This window comes from Maribacter forsetii DSM 18668, assembly GCF_000744105.1.
In the GTDB taxonomy this organism is placed as follows: Bacteria; Bacteroidota; Bacteroidia; order Flavobacteriales; family Flavobacteriaceae; genus Maribacter; species Maribacter forsetii.
In genome coordinates this window covers 2,215,250-2,229,049 of the sequence record NZ_JQLH01000001.1, presented here as the reverse complement: position 1 = coordinate 2,229,049, position 13,800 = coordinate 2,215,250, and the positions used below count along the sequence as shown (strand labels likewise).

Below are 13,800 nucleotides of genomic sequence, written 5' to 3'. Positions count from 1 at the left end.
ATGTCATGCAAAAACTAAAAGAGCGCTGGGGCGTTACCAGCAATTTTCAATTAACAATTATTTTCATTGTATTTGCCATTACAGGATCATCTTCTGTCTTTGTGGCTAAACCTTTTTTAAATTTAATTGGCCTACAACTAGCTAATTTTCCTGATGCATGGTGGGGAACAACAATCTATTGGATATTACGAATTCTTTTAATTTTTCCGTTTTATCAGATACTATTGGTAATATATGGCTGGTTATTTGGACAATTCAAATTCTTTTGGGCTTTTGAGAAAAAGATGTTAACAAGGTTAGGCTTAGGATTCTTATTCTAAACAGTTTTGTTAGGTTTTCTTTAACATTCAATTCTACTACTTTTAGTACTTTAGCGACGTGAAGAATTCAATATTTACATATATCTCTGTATTTATTTTGTTTTGCCTTATGCTAATTAAGGTGACTTCATTTCATGTGTATTCGCATGATGACAGCTCTATTGACACTATAGAGAATTGTAGTATTTGCTATATGGCAATTCAGAATCAGAATTCTGAATTTACTTTTGTTGCCGTTTTGCTTTTTATCCTATTACCATTGATCTCTTTTAGTGGTAAAAGAATTTCGCCTTTAGTTTTAGAGGCACCTTCATTTTATTTTAGGTATCCCACTTTCGGCAGACCTCCTCCTTCCCTATCGTAGCTAGTCTACACCCCATTAGATAAATTGGTTTCAATTTTTAAACCGATATATACTCGCGCTAAACTTATATAATGAAATATTATTTATATGTTTTCGTAATCTTCTGTAGTTCAATTATTTGTGCTCAAGATTGCAATTCAATATTATTAGGAGAAATAGTTGATTTCCATGACAACAGTACGTTGAGTGGAGCAACTATTAATATCACAGGTAAAAACCTTTCAACAGTTTCTAAAGAAAATGGGAAATTTACTTTTAAAAATTTGTGTGATGGGGTTTTAGAATTAGAAATATCACACCCAGAATGTACTACCAAATTTGTTACGGTAACAATCAATGGCGATACTTTTTCCGAGATTAGGCTAGAACACCATTTAGAAGAATTAAGTGAGGTAAAAGTAATTGGTGACGTTCCCAAAAGTACCAACTCTGCACAAGAGAATATTTTATCAGTAAAAGATATAGAACGAAATAGTGGAAATAGTCTAGGTGACGCTTTAAAGAAAATTGCTGGAGTATCAACATTAAATACCGGTGGTAATATCGTCAAACCTGTAATACAAGGCTTAAACGGTAGTAGAATCTTAATTCTTAACAATAACGTTCGCATGCAAGACATGGAATGGGGAGAAGAACATGCCCCAAATGTTGATGTCAATGCTAACCAGAATATAAGTGTTATTAAAGGCGCTGCAGCAATTGAATACGGTGGTGATGCCATAGGCGGAGTAATAGTTCTAGAGCCGTTACCTGTTGTTAGAACCGATTCCTTGTTTGGTAAAACACAATTAAACCTATCGTCTAATGGTCGTGGTGGTAACATCACATCTTCATTGACCAAATCGTACAAATCTGGACTATATATTAAAGCCCAAGGTTCATATAAGAAATTAGGAGATTTAGAAGCTCCAGATTACATACTTTCAAATACTGGTATTAACGAAAGCGGCTTATCACTAAATGTCGGAAAACGCGATTTTGAACAAGGTTGGGAAGGTTATTACTCATACTTTAATTCGGAGATCGGTATATTAAGAGCTTCACATATCGGTAATGTAGATGATCTTATAAACGCAATTAATAGTGATGTACCCAGTATAATCAATGACTTTACTTATGATATTACCCAACCCAACCAAGAGGTAACCCATCATTTAGGAAAACTTAGTTATTACCGAAGATTTGAAGGTTTTGGAAAATGGACCACACAATATGATTTTCAACAAAATAGAAGATTTGAATATGATATTCGTGTAGGTGACGATGCCGATAAAGCATCGTTGGATTTGAAACTAACAACTCATTCTGTTTTAACCAATATAAAATTTGATGCAAAAGAAGGTTTTGACCTCAAAGTAGGTGCATTAGGCAGATATCAAACCAACTTTGCAAATCCTGATACTGGTGTAAGAAGACTAATCCCTGATTACGATAAATACGATTTTGGATTATTTGCAATTGGTAGCTATGAACTAAACACTGATTGGACGCTAGATGCAGGTGCTCGTTATGATTTTAGTAGAATAGATTCAAAGAAATTTTATAGAACTTCACGTTGGGAAGAACGTGGTTATGATGTGGATTTTGCAGATATAATTATTGAGGACTTAGGTACACAATTGCTTGTAAACCCCGTTTTTGACTACCATAATTTCTCTGGGACTGCAGGGTTTCATTATGAGATAAACGACAAAGATCATTTACGTTTTAATTATGCGTATTCGCAAAGAGCACCCAATCCATCAGAATTATTTAGTGATGGGTTACACCACTCTGCAGCACGTATAGAATTGGGTGATTTAAGAATTAAGAGCGAAACGTCATCTAAACTCTCCGCATCCTTAGAAAGAAATACCAGTACATGGGGGTATACTTTATCTCCTTTTTTAAATAGTATTAAAGATTTTATACTTGTTGAACCAACAGGAGTAGAATTCACCATAAGAGGTGCTTTCCCCGTATGGTCTTATAGACAGACCGATGCTATTTTATTGGGAGTTGACGCATCATTACACAACAATTGGTCTTCTAAAATTAGAACAGACCATAAGTTTGCTTGGGTAAGAGGAACGGATACAGAGACAGACACACCGCTGATAAACATACCTGCTGCCAATTTCACTAATAGCATTACATACACAAACCCTAAATGGAATAATTTTCTAGTAAGTCTAGAAAGTCAGTATGTATTTGAACAAACGAGATTTCCAGATAACATTGAGGTCTTTTCACCAGAACAGCAAGAAAATGTGATTTTGGATATCAATACACCTCCAGATGCTTATCATCTTATAACCCTAAATACAGAAGCATCATTTACCCTTAAAAACAAAAACGATTTAACTGTAGGTCTTAGTGCAAGTAACCTATTAAATACTAATTATCGTGATTATTTAAATCGCCAACGATATTTTGTAGACGACATGGGCAGAAATATAAGTCTGCGCCTAATTTTTAACTATTAATATTAATTCCTAACATTTTAAAACAAGTACAACTATGAAAAGAAACAAAACCTTAAAAACAGTTTTAGCTTTAAGTTTAATGGCTACGGTAATGACATCATGTTCTAGTGATGACGATACCCCAGAGGTAGTAAATGAAGAAGAAATTATTACAACAATGACGGTTACTTTAACTAGTGCTGATGGTACTGCAACACTACAATCTCAAGATTTAGATGGTGACGGACCAACTGCCCCAGTAATTACAGCAGATAATTTAACTGCAAATACAACTTACACAGGTAGTATTCAATTATTGAACGAAACTGAAACTCCTGCTGAAGACATTACCGAAGAAGTAGAAGAAGAAGCTGACGAGCACCAGTTTTTCTTTGGATTAAGTGGTTCTTTAACAGACGTAACATATACCGATACTGATGAAGATGGATACCCTATTGGTCTTGAATTTGAATTGACAACAGGTGATGCAGGTTCTGGTACTATTACAATTACATTGCGTCATGAGCCAACAAAACCAAATGATGGTACTTTGGCAGATGCTGGTGGTGAAACTGACATTGCTCAAACCTTTACTGTAACGGTAGAGTAAGGACGAACACAAATCTTTTATTAAAAAGCTTTTGAATTAAAATTCAAAGGCTTTTTTATGTTTTCTATTCTTTTTCTAATTGATACCACTCAACATCTGTAAGTACTGCCCTCCTACCCACTTTTTTTGGTGGATAATTAGTTACTAAATAATTGATAATTACAGCTTCATTCTCTCCCAAATCCCACAAGTTTTGGGTTTCTTGCATCCATTTAATAGTCGATTTCCAACGTTCTTCGTTCATTCTATTTTGAATGACCAATTTAGAAGAATGACAATTGGTACAGTTCTGAATAGTTTCTACCATACCCGTTGCCTCAATAAATCCGGTACGTACATGTATGCCATTTTCTATTTTATCAAAGTCATCTTCAACAGGCATTTCAACAATTTCTGTTTCTGGTTCGTTTCCTTTAAAAGCGGATAGACTAGGATCGTAAATAAAGTATATCAAAGCTAAACCTCCAATAGCCACAACAACAGTCGCTAATATGATCTTTTGATACAAACCTTGAAAATCGCGTTTCAATTTGTCATGATTCTGTTTTTTCATCTATGCGATTTTTACAGCTATTCTATGGCAAGCATTATTTAAGTATCCTTTGGGGTTCCAGCCAGGTAATAACATTGGCTGGCTTACACCATTAGTATCCGTAGCTTTTGCCCAAACCTCATAATACCCTTCTTTAGGAAAAGAGATTGCGGCAGAAAAATGCTGCCAAGCTAAACGATTAGCCGGTTTTTCTAAAGTACAGGATGACCAAGTAGCACCAAAATCTATGGAATATTCCATTTTGGCAACTTCTAACTCACCAGCCCATGCATGACCTCTTATTTTCAGTTTCTTTCCTTTAGACAATGTAGCCCCAGATTTAGGGTAAGTAATTAAAGACTTTACCGGCATAGATTCTATGATACACATATCTTCATCTGCCACTTTCTCACCAGGAGCAACGGGTTTACATGGAACTCTATAAGCCGTACCCGTCATTTTAGTTCCATCATGAACTATATTTCTAATACTAATTCGCTGTAACCATTTTCCAGAAACCGAAGCTGGCCAACCACCGGCAATTACCCGTAACGGATAACCGTGGACTAAAGGAATATCCTCTCCGTTCATTTTAAAAGCCAATATAGTTTCGTCTTGCAATGCCTTTGACATTGGTGCACCCCTAGAAATTGGTTCTTTTGTTGGGTCTCTACTCAAATGTATATCTGCAGCGTGATACCCAAAGTAAACGGCATCGTCCTTGATACCTACATCTTCTAAAACATCGCGCAATCGTACACCAGTCCAGCTGGCACAATACACAGCACCAATTGTCCATTGATTCCCCTTTGCAGGTGGATCAAATTCACTTCTACCATTACCACCACATTCAAGGGTTAATTGATAAGTGTAATGTTTAAATTTGGATTTAAGTTCTTTTAAGGAGTATGTTTTTTCCTGTTGAACGGATTCACCATCTATGGTAAGCGTCCAGTTTTCTACATCGATTTCTTCAGGAATTAGTCCGTTATTTCTAATAAATATAGATTTGTTCGGTGTTACTTTATCATCTAGGAGGTGAGCTTGAGCCTCCATATTCCAAGGTTTATCGTTTAAAACGACCATTCCCTTGTCTTTATTGAATAATTTGAATGGATCAGAATCTTGCAAGGCTACAGGAGTATAACCAGCTGGCATTACATTTTTATAAACTATATCTACACCTAATAAGGCAGCTAGACCACCTAAACTAGATTTTGCAACAAAATTTCTTCTCTTCAAAACTCACGTGATTTGAGTTAAAGTTAAGATTTTTAATAAACTAAAAGTAAGTTTACACCTCTATTGTTTGCCCTTTTTTGGACGCCTTAAAAACGTATGTATATAACCACATAAGTGTAAATGATGGTATAACATCAAACCCTGGTATAATCTCTTCCAAGAAAGTAAATGCACCAGCTGCTTGACCTACCTTGCCTTTATACATTCTAGTCATAAGCCAACCTGCTAGGGGTGCCCAAACTATATCTGAAAATTCACCAACAAATGGTATAACGAAAGACAGCATACCTATACCGTCAAAAAGCAAACCCATAAAAAGTTGCTTGTATTTTTTATCTTTTAAAATTGACATTTTGAAAAATTAGTTATTCTAACTAAAGAATGCAACAAAGATGCCAAATTTTAAAAATAAATAAAAGACGAGTTAAGGCCTATTAAGAAAGTTTTGCGCTTATCAATTTCAAGAATTCGTTTCTTGTTTCAATTTTCTCGAACTGACCTCTAAAGCCTGAAGTTGTAGTTACCGAGTTTTGTTTCTGAACACCACGCATCATCATACACATGTGCGATGCTTCAATTACCACAGCAACACCCTTAGGTTTTAAAGTATTGTTAATACACTCTAAAATATCATGTGTTAGCCTTTCTTGCACTTGTAACCTTCTAGCGAAAACATCAACTACACGTGGTATTTTACTTAGCCCAACAATTTGTCCGTTAGGTATATATGCAATATGAGCCTTACCAAAGAATGGTAACATATGGTGCTCACATAACGAGTATAATTCAATATCTTTTATGATGACCATATCATCATAATCTTCTTTGAACATTGCCCCTTGTAAAATCTCTACAGCATCTTGCTGATACCCTTGTGTTAAAAACAACATGGCTTTAGCTGCACGTTCAGGTGTTTTAACCAAACCTTCCCTAGATACATCTTCACCTATTTCATCAATTATAGATGAATATCTGCTTTTAACTTCATCGGTAATTTCAAGATTGTATTCTTCTAAATTTTTATATGGGGACATAAATTTTTATTTGTGTTTAACCTAATTAAATTTAAGTTGAACAAATTTAATGATTTCTTTCATCATCAAACGTAAAAATATCATAAATAGTTCACATGGCAGTATTGCCATATCTAATCACCCTTAAAGTATATTAGGATTAACTTAAAACGAATAACTATTTTTAGCATGCTCCTTTTTCATTAATTTTGAATTTCAATATAATTTTTCTTTTAACACCAACTTTCTCATGATAAAAGCTTCTAACATTCATAAATATTACGGAGAATTAGAAGTACTAAAAGGTGTTGACCTTCATATAAAGAAGGGAGAAATCGTTTCTATTGTTGGTGCTTCAGGAGCCGGTAAAACTACTTTATTACAAATCTTGGGAACCTTAGATGTACAGTCTAACCGAAAAGACAGTACTCTACTTATAAATAATATTGAAACTACAAATTTGAATGATAAAGATTTAGCGAAGTTCAGAAATGAACATATAGGTTTCATCTTTCAATTTCATCAATTATTACCAGAATTTACCGCCATTGAAAATGTATGTTTACCTGCATTCATTAAAAAAACACCAAAAGCCGATGCTGAAGTAAGGGCAAAGGAACTTTTAGATTTCTTAGGATTATCGCATCGTTATAATCATAAACCATCAGAACTATCTGGTGGAGAACAACAACGCGTTGCGGTTGCAAGAGCATTGATCAATAATCCGTCAATTATTTTTGCCGATGAGCCTAGTGGTAATTTGGATTCTGAAAGTGCCGACAATCTTCATAAACTATTCTTTGAATTAAGGGAAAAATTTGGACAAACGTTCGTTATCGTAACCCATAACAGCGAACTGGCAGAAATGGCCGATAGAAAATTAACCATGGTAGATGGTAAAATTGTTGACAAAGAAATCATTTTAGCATAAGCAAAACAGATGCTAGAAGAACTTTTATTATTTGCAAAGAATCCGATTTATGAACAGGATATCACTAATCCATTCGCTAACAAATTAAGAACATCTTTTAAGCTTTTGATTATAGCATTATGCACAAGCATTGTGCTTTTACTGATTACTAGTGGAGTTGAAAATTTACTTCAACTTGAGATGGGCAAACATGCAATGGACGATTTGTTCGAGAACTACTCCCCTTTACTTATTTTCTTCTTAGCAGTAGTAGTGGCTCCTTTTTTTGAAGAATTACTTTTTAGAGGACCATTAATCTTTTTTAAAGATTCAAAATTTTTCAAATATGCTTTCTATGTATTCACTATCGCTTTTGGCTTCATGCACATTAGTAATTTTGAAATGAGCACACAAGTAGTATTGTTTTCACCATTATTGGTTGCTCCACAAATAGGTGTTGGTTTTCTTTTAGGATTTATACGCGTTAAATTTGGACTGGTTTGGTCAATGGCACTGCATGCTTGCTACAACATGGTGCTTATAGTCCCCGTATTGATAATGCAAATTTTAGAAATACCCATTGAATGACAAAAAGTGAGTTAAAAGTATTTTTAGACGAAAAGGTTCTTCAGTATAATAATCCTGAATTCTTAGAAACTGACCCTATACAAATCCCACATCTTTTTACGTCAAAAGAAGACATTGAAATAAGTGCATTTTTAACGGCAACAATAGCTTGGGGTAACAGGAAGAGCATCATCAATAATTCGCATAAACTCATGGAAAGAATGGGGCAAAGTCCGTATGATTTTGTAATCAACCATACTGATGATAATCTAGAAAGTTTAGCTGGTTTTGTGCATAGAACTTTCAATGACATTGACCTTACCTACTTTATTCAGAGTCTAAAAAATATTTACAAAAATCATAACGGATTAGAAGGAGTTTTTACAACGCATCAAACAAAGGATAGTCTACAGCCCACAATTTCAGAATTCAAGAAAATATTTTTTGAATTACCGTATGAGCAACGTACAACCAAACATGTTTCTGACCCATTAAAGGGTTCTGCTGCAAAAAGGATAAACATGTTTTTACGTTGGATGGTTAGAGATGCCGCCACCAACGTAGATTTTGGAATCTGGAAAGGTATTCATCCCTCAAAACTATCTTGCCCATTAGATGTTCACTCTGGTAATGTAGCCAGAAAATTAAATTTATTAAAACGAAAACAAAACGATGCAAAGGCACTAGCCGAGTTGGATAAAAATCTTAGAAAACTGGACCCATTGGATCCAGTTAAATATGATTTTGCTCTCTTTGGTTTAGGTGTATTTGAAAAGTTCTAGTTTATTGCTTCTTTTTCAAATCTTTTATCGGTCAGTGTTTTCATAAAAGCAATAATTGCCTTTGATTCTGAATTGGTAAGGTTCAAAGAATCTGGAGGCAAAGTTTGGTAAGGTACATCTAAGCCCATACCTTGACCACCGCCAACATTGTAAAATTCAACAACTTCCTCTAATGTTTTATACACCCCATTGTGCATATATGGTCCGGTTAAATCAATATTTCGTACGGTAGATGTTTTAAAAAAATGCTTCTTCTCCTCTACTTCGTAAGGATAGTACTGCCCCCAATCATCATCTAAAACGGGATTCTCAAAACTCGCATTTTTAGGCACTCCTAGATTTTCAAATTCGCTCTCCATATATTTTGGTGGAACGGTACCATTAAAAGCTGGTGGAAAATGACAAGTGGCACACGCTGCCTTACCCATAAAAAGGTTAAATCCATTAACTTCTTCTTCAGTCATGGTTTCTTCAATGTTATTCATATTCCGATCAAATTTAGAATCGAACGGAGCTAAACTTCTTATGTAAGTTGCTATAGCGTTACGAACATTCATATCGGTAATTTTACCATCATAAAGCGAATCAAATTGAACTTTATACGCTGATTTTGCTTGAATTTTCTCTTCTAATTGATCTAAATCAATATGAAACTCATTTTCATTATTGGTAACACCAACAATTTGATCTTCAAGTCCGTCTGCCCTACCATCATAAAACAAAGAACGCTGGTAAACGGCATAGGTTAAAGTTGGTGAATTGCGTTGCAAATCTTGTCCGTTAATTCCCTTGGCAATTTTATGACCATCAGTAAATGCTTTCTCTTTTACATGGCAAGTGGCACAACTTATAGTACCTGATCCAGATAAATCTTTATCATTGAACAACTGTCTACCTAGTTCAATTCTTTCTTCAGTAATATCTGGTGCTCTTTGGGTAGAGAACATTTTCATATTAAAGAAATTCTTGTCAAATAAACTAGTTACTTTGGGGTCTAACGCCCGAGATTCACTCAATTCAATATTCCAATCTTGCGCGGTTTTAGCCACTAAGTCCAATTGCTTATTAGTGTGGAATTTTATGAAAGAGTATCGATCAAAATCATCAAAATTCCCATTTTTAAGTACATCAATGGTAGCAGTAATTTCATCTTCCCATTGCGCATACAATTTTTTGTTTGCAAAAACATCTTTGTAGATAGCTAAAACAATCTGTAAGGTTTCGTAATTATAAATGGCTTCATTTAGAGAATTAGCCAACATAGGAGAGTCAAACCCTGTAATACCTTTTGTAGCGATATTTACAATAGCATCGCGAATCATTTTTAAATGATGCCTATCTCTTTGTGTGATGAGAATATGATTTTTACGTACAAATGGAATTCTAATTTTTAAATATTCTAAAACAGTATATAATTCTTTGTTTGTGAATCCTTCTTCAGCATACAACAACTCTTCTAAAACTTGAAAACTCTTCGGTTTAAGGATTTTAATATCTTGATGGTCATCAATTTCAACTTTTAACAGATTAGGTGCGTTCATTGAAATATAATTCTCATAGTCATAAGCTATCAGCATTGGTTCTACTCTTTTATACCATTCTCTACTTTTAAGAAAAATATTTTTATTTGTTGACAAGGTATTAGAAGTATCTATTTGCTGCATATAATAAGAAGTACTATCCAATGCCATAAAATAATGTTCGCGAATAGCATCGTTGAACATTGATGTATCATTAGAGTTAATAGCCAATAATGGTTTGGTTTCTTGATCCTTACATGAAAGAAAAAAACCAAAAAGAGCAACAACAATCCATTTATTATGCAATATTCTCATGTTATATTTTAAAATTTATAAATAGAAAAAAGGTTCCCAGTTAAGGGAACCTTTATAACTGGTTAAATTATTTCACTTATCTAGGTAAGCCTGTCAATTTGAAAAGAACAGAACCTTCTAAAGCAGCACTACCTTCACTAATGGCTGTAGGATCAACAAACTTAAGTCCGTCAGCTCTTACTGCAGTATCAGGAGTTGTACTGAAATTCCATCCATGCACCTGAGCACCACCAATAAATGTTGGCTCAGAAGCACCGATAATATCAGTTACATCAATCAAACCTGTAATTTCCCACATACTATCGGTATTACCAATACCAACACTAGAAGCATAAGTTTGGTTACATTCCATTACTTCTACAAAATCACCAGTATTTAAATCTAATTGCCATAATTTAGCAAAACCTGTAATATCTGCATTCAAATCAGCATAACCATTTGGATCTTCTTGAACGTATGCATAGTTTTCTGTAACCAAAATATTATCAGGAGAATGCATACCGTCACCTTTACCATCTTCTAAATCACCGTCTACAACAACAGTTAATTTAGCTGGAGCCGTTGGGTCATCTGAATCAAGAACTAACTTGTAAACACGTCCAAAACCTGTACCTCTTAAGTTAAGATCTGGGTTATCTCCACGAATTCTACCCGTTGCATTAAAATAAACTTCTCTTTGAGCTTCGGCCGTACCTCTTCTCCAATCGATATCTTCAATTCTTTGAAAACCAATAGCACCTAAATCAATTGCTTCTTGGTTTAACTCGTCAATTGTTCTTTCGGTAACTTCTACCCATTCAACATCATATTCAATATCTTGAGCCATTCCCATTTCAAATAACTGACCACCTTCACCAGGAGCAGACTCTACAGGATTTGTACCTCTTAATACATATAATTTACCTCCGTCAAGATCACCTCTTTGACCTACGTACATTCCAAAATGCGCTTGTGGATACGTATTATCACTATGATCATCACCCATAAAAACAACAGTCTGTGATGTATACGCATCTTTACCAATAACAACAGCATTTTCAGTAGACCACTCTCCAAGCGCAGGAAGTCTTTCTACTTCTACTCTATCTTCTGTAGCTCTAAAAGGATTTACTTTGAAAACGCCTTTAGCGTTACCGCCCCATTCTCCACCAGAAAGAAAAAGAGGACCAAAACCATGCTCTTCAACAGTTATAGAAGAACCAGAACACATAGCTGTAAATGCTGTAGCAGTAGAGTTTACTATATAATCACCTTGTAAAGGTTGTAATTCAGAGTTCAACATTATTCTTGCAATAGAATAATCTGCTTCTAAGTTATTGATCAATGCGAAGTTACCATCTTCAGCAGGGTAAAGTGCAGCACCATCCATATAAGATCCATACACAAAAGTAGAATCAGATTCTAAAATATCTGCTGATGACATAATCATGTTCAATTCAGCAGAACCGCTAAATGCACCTTTTAATTCAAATAGCTCATTAGGCGTTACAGAGCTTGTTAACGGAATTGATTCCGCCAAAGTTAAATCTTGACCGTCAGCTCCATCAGCACCATCGGCTCCGTCAGCGCCATCGGCACCATCAACACCGTCTATACCATTGGTACCATCCACCCCATCTTCTCCGTCACAGCTCATTACAGCTAATCCTAGGCAAGAAAGGAAAAAGGCTTTAATTAGTAATTTTTTTGATTTTTTCATTATCAATATAGTTTTTAGGTTACAAAGGCAAAACTATAGAGACAACCTGTTAGTAAGGTATTCTAAAAATTAGGAATGAATGAACTAAACTTTATGTTAAAGTTAACATGTAAACTTAACTTGAAATTGAGGTGATCAAATCTTGAACTAAAGTTTAAATTAAATATTAACTAGTTAAATTACAGAAATTTAAGACACGATACCCATTTCATCTAAAGATAATAATTGTTCTTTACCGCCTTCTAGAATTGATTTATAAATGGCTTCAACAATAATCATATCTCTTTTGCCCATTTCACCAGGAGCTATGTTCTTAGTATTCAACAGTATATGCCTTGCAAAATCATCCATCTGCAAAGCCTGTTGCTTTTTGAATGGAAATTCTATAGTATTCCCGTTTGATGTTCGCCCACTTATTGGTCCATAACTATGAGCAGGATCAAGTTCAAACCAACCATCACTACCATGCACCTTCAACCTATTACCGTTTGCGTTGTGTGAGGTCATCATATGAGCAACGGCACCATTGGCAAATTTGAATTGTGCAGTAATGGTCTCATCGGTATCTTTAAAATACTCTGGTCTTGTACTAAATTCTTGAGCAGAAACAGAAATAGGATTTTGTCCTGCACCATATATACTGGTTTGTATAGCATACACTCCCATATTCATTAAAGCACCACCACCAGAAAGAGATTTATCTAAACGCCATTGATCTGGGTTACCATTAGATATATAACCGGCGTCAGAAGAAACAAAAAGCACATCACCAAAAGTTTTCTCTTTTACATACTTCTTTACCTCATGTGTATAAGGATCACTTTGCATTCTATAACCTACACCCAGCTTTACATCATACTCTTTACAGACATTTATTATTGCATCACATTCCTCTACGCTAACAGCCATTGGCTTTTCACATATAACATGCTTACCGGCTTTAGCTGCTCGAATACAAAAATCTGCATGCATACTATTTGGCAATACTACATAAATGATATCGATATCATCATTCTTAGCTATGGAATCAAAATTTTCGTAGTTATAGATATTCTTTTTTGGGATATTGTATTTATTGGACCAAATGGCTTCTTTTTCTTTAGTTCCAGTTACAATACCAGCTAAATAACAATGTTCTGTTTCTAATAATGATGGTGCCAACTGGTAGGTACTATAACTGCCTAAACCTACTAAAGCTATACCTAACTTCTTATTATTTTGCTCAGTTGTAAAGCCTTTTGCTAATGGAATACTACCAAATAGTGCAGTGCCTATAACTCCTTTCGTGGTCAGTCTACTAAAAGAACGTCTTGTTAAATGTTTCATATGTTTATTTTATACCTAAGAAATTTAAATAAAAAACATTGAACTTCACGAATCATTTGATAATTTTTACATTAAGAATAAATCAGGTTTTAAAATAGCTTATTCTTTAAAATAATCAGTAAAAATGGTTAATCTGCATTTAAGGTTCAATCCAAT

General features: G+C 34.6%; 14 protein-coding genes. 7 read left to right on the top strand and 7 right to left on the bottom strand.

Translation table 11 applies throughout. The features are described 5' to 3' along the window. Positions 1-5 precede the first annotated feature (5 nt). The 4 genes from P177_RS09285 (at position 6) to P177_RS09275 (ending at position 3,738) form a co-directional block, all read left to right on the top strand. The gene (locus P177_RS09285) at positions 6-320 is read left to right on the top strand and encodes a DUF6787 family protein (RefSeq protein WP_036154148.1); all 315 of its coding nucleotides are present in this window, start codon (positions 6-8) and stop codon (positions 318-320) included. A gap of 58 nt (positions 321-378) precedes the next feature. Beyond that, a complete protein-coding gene (locus P177_RS20545; RefSeq protein ID WP_394330702.1) occupies positions 379-684 on the top strand; it encodes a DUF2645 family protein in 306 nt (101 codons plus the stop codon). Between the two features lie 71 nt (positions 685-755). Further along, entirely contained in the window at positions 756-3,149 is a 2,394-nt protein-coding gene (locus P177_RS09280; RefSeq protein WP_036154145.1) for a TonB-dependent receptor, read from the top strand. Between the two features lie 34 nt (positions 3,150-3,183). Beyond that, positions 3,184-3,738: a hypothetical protein gene (locus P177_RS09275; protein ID WP_036154144.1), complete on the top strand. Its 555-nt coding sequence runs from the start codon at positions 3,184-3,186 to the stop codon at positions 3,736-3,738. A 64-nt stretch (positions 3,739-3,802) separates the two neighbouring features. On the opposite strand, the gene P177_RS09270 is transcribed toward P177_RS09275, so the two are convergent. The 4 genes from P177_RS09270 to folE form a co-directional block, all read right to left on the bottom strand. Beyond that, a complete protein-coding gene (locus P177_RS09270; RefSeq protein ID WP_036154143.1) occupies positions 3,803-4,291 on the bottom strand; it encodes a hypothetical protein in 489 nt (162 codons plus the stop codon). Continuing rightward, positions 4,292-5,512, bottom strand: coding sequence for a sulfite oxidase (locus P177_RS09265; RefSeq protein WP_036154142.1), 1,221 nt, complete (start codon positions 5,510-5,512; stop codon positions 4,292-4,294). It lies immediately after the preceding gene. Between the two features lie 52 nt (positions 5,513-5,564). Continuing rightward, entirely contained in the window at positions 5,565-5,864 is a 300-nt protein-coding gene (locus tag P177_RS09260; RefSeq protein WP_036154141.1) for a hypothetical protein, read from the bottom strand. 82 nt (positions 5,865-5,946) lie between these two features. Then, positions 5,947-6,546 carry a GTP cyclohydrolase I FolE gene (gene folE / locus P177_RS09255; RefSeq protein WP_036154140.1) on the bottom strand — a complete coding sequence of 200 codons (600 nt, stop codon included), beginning with the start codon at positions 6,544-6,546 and terminating at the stop codon, positions 5,947-5,949. Between the two features lie 229 nt (positions 6,547-6,775). Between folE and P177_RS09250 the strand changes: the two genes are divergently transcribed. The 3 genes from P177_RS09250 to P177_RS09240 are packed head-to-tail and all read left to right on the top strand — an operon-like array spanning position 6,776 to position 8,784. Next, positions 6,776-7,456 (top strand): ABC transporter ATP-binding protein, encoded by a 681-nt coding sequence (locus P177_RS09250; protein ID WP_036154139.1) that lies wholly within the window; start codon positions 6,776-6,778, stop codon positions 7,454-7,456. 9 nt (positions 7,457-7,465) lie between these two features. After that, entirely contained in the window at positions 7,466-8,023 is a 558-nt protein-coding gene (locus P177_RS09245; RefSeq protein WP_036154138.1) for a CPBP family intramembrane glutamic endopeptidase, read from the top strand. Further along, complete coding sequence (locus P177_RS09240; RefSeq protein ID WP_036154137.1) at positions 8,020-8,784, top strand: TIGR02757 family protein; 765 nt, start codon at positions 8,020-8,022, stop codon at positions 8,782-8,784. Before P177_RS09245 ends, P177_RS09240 begins: the two co-directional genes overlap by 4 nt. Here the strand turns inward: P177_RS09240 and P177_RS09235 are convergent. The 3 genes from P177_RS09235 to P177_RS09225 form a co-directional block, all read right to left on the bottom strand. Next, complete coding sequence (locus P177_RS09235; protein WP_036154136.1) at positions 8,781-10,619, bottom strand: cytochrome-c peroxidase; 1,839 nt, start codon at positions 10,617-10,619, stop codon at positions 8,781-8,783. The genes P177_RS09240 and P177_RS09235 overlap by 4 nt on opposite strands. 76 nt (positions 10,620-10,695) lie before the next feature. Beyond that, positions 10,696-12,318, bottom strand: coding sequence for an alkaline phosphatase PhoX (locus P177_RS09230; RefSeq protein ID WP_036154135.1), 1,623 nt, complete (start codon positions 12,316-12,318; stop codon positions 10,696-10,698). Between the two features lie 189 nt (positions 12,319-12,507). Beyond that, a complete protein-coding gene (locus P177_RS09225) occupies positions 12,508-13,644 on the bottom strand; it encodes a Gfo/Idh/MocA family protein (RefSeq protein ID WP_036154134.1) in 1,137 nt (378 codons plus the stop codon). Positions 13,645-13,800 lie beyond the last annotated feature (156 nt).

What these genes read in the sequence shown, in the direction of transcription:
- P177_RS09285 (WP_036154148.1), top strand. Translation starts at nt 6, where the DNA reads ATGCAAAAACTAAAAGAGCGCTGGGGCGTTACCAGCAATTTTCAATTA.
- P177_RS09280 (WP_036154145.1), top strand. Translation starts at nt 756, where the DNA reads ATGAAATATTATTTATATGTTTTCGTAATCTTCTGTAGTTCAATTATT.
- P177_RS09275 (WP_036154144.1), top strand. Translation starts at nt 3,184, where the DNA reads ATGAAAAGAAACAAAACCTTAAAAACAGTTTTAGCTTTAAGTTTAATG.
- P177_RS09270 (WP_036154143.1), bottom strand. Translation starts at nt 4,291, where the DNA reads ATGAAAAAACAGAATCATGACAAATTGAAACGCGATTTTCAAGGTTTG.
- P177_RS09260 (WP_036154141.1), bottom strand. Translation starts at nt 5,864, where the DNA reads ATGTCAATTTTAAAAGATAAAAAATACAAGCAACTTTTTATGGGTTTG.
- folE (WP_036154140.1), bottom strand. Translation starts at nt 6,546, where the DNA reads ATGTCCCCATATAAAAATTTAGAAGAATACAATCTTGAAATTACCGAT.
- P177_RS09250 (WP_036154139.1), top strand. Translation starts at nt 6,776, where the DNA reads ATGATAAAAGCTTCTAACATTCATAAATATTACGGAGAATTAGAAGTA.
- P177_RS09245 (WP_036154138.1), top strand. Translation starts at nt 7,466, where the DNA reads ATGCTAGAAGAACTTTTATTATTTGCAAAGAATCCGATTTATGAACAG.
- P177_RS09240 (WP_036154137.1), top strand. Translation starts at nt 8,020, where the DNA reads ATGACAAAAAGTGAGTTAAAAGTATTTTTAGACGAAAAGGTTCTTCAG.
- P177_RS09235 (WP_036154136.1), bottom strand. Translation starts at nt 10,619, where the DNA reads ATGAGAATATTGCATAATAAATGGATTGTTGTTGCTCTTTTTGGTTTT.
- P177_RS09230 (WP_036154135.1), bottom strand. Translation starts at nt 12,318, where the DNA reads ATGAAAAAATCAAAAAAATTACTAATTAAAGCCTTTTTCCTTTCTTGC.
- P177_RS09225 (WP_036154134.1), bottom strand. Translation starts at nt 13,644, where the DNA reads ATGAAACATTTAACAAGACGTTCTTTTAGTAGACTGACCACGAAAGGA.